1 protein-coding gene is annotated in these 585 nt (G+C 57.6%); it reads right to left on the bottom strand.

Annotated features, from left to right (window positions below; all coding sequences use genetic code 11):
* Positions 1 to 320, bottom strand: a 320-nt coding sequence (locus AC5PZ0_RS28285) for an IS3 family transposase (RefSeq protein WP_493856214.1), incomplete at its 3' end; no start/stop codon positions are given.
* Positions 321 to 585 lie beyond the last annotated feature (265 nt).

The raw sequence follows: 585 nt of genomic DNA, 5'->3' as shown, positions 1-585 counted from the left end.
CCAACAATTCGGCGGGCGAACAGATCAATGACCACTGCCAAGTGATACCAGCGCTTACCGACCATCAGGCTGGTAACGTCGCCGCACCAGACTTGGTTGATTGCCGTTGGCTCGAAGTTACGGTCGAGCAGGTTCTTGGCCACAAATGCCTCGACGCCCTTGGAGCGATACTGATGACGACGGCGCTGCCTGCTGGCCAGGTTTGCCTCCGCCATGAGCCTTCCGGCCAGATAACGCCCCACCTTGAGTTGTTGAGCTTTCAAGTGCTGAGAGATCATCCGCGCGCCCACGCTTCCCCGGCTTTCAACATGCAATTGCACGACTTTCGCTCTGAGCGCGTCACGCTTGGTATTCGGCGCTGAACGGCGGCGAAGCCAGTCATAAAACGCACTGCGGGAAACGCCCAGGGCGTCGCAAAGCAGGCTGGTCGGATACGAGCCCGACTCTCTCAGCTCCTCAATCAGGAAAAACGATCGGGATCCGACATCAAGAGAGCCGTAGCCTTTTTTAAGATTTCAGCCTCGGTCTCCAGTCGCTTGACCTTGGCTCGCAGTTGTTGGAGCTCTCGCTGTTCGTCGCTGATTG

The organism is Pseudomonas sp. 5.2, assembly GCF_059025405.1.
The sequence above is the reverse complement of the archived record's forward strand: the minus strand, read 5'-3'. Positions and strand labels throughout refer to the sequence as shown.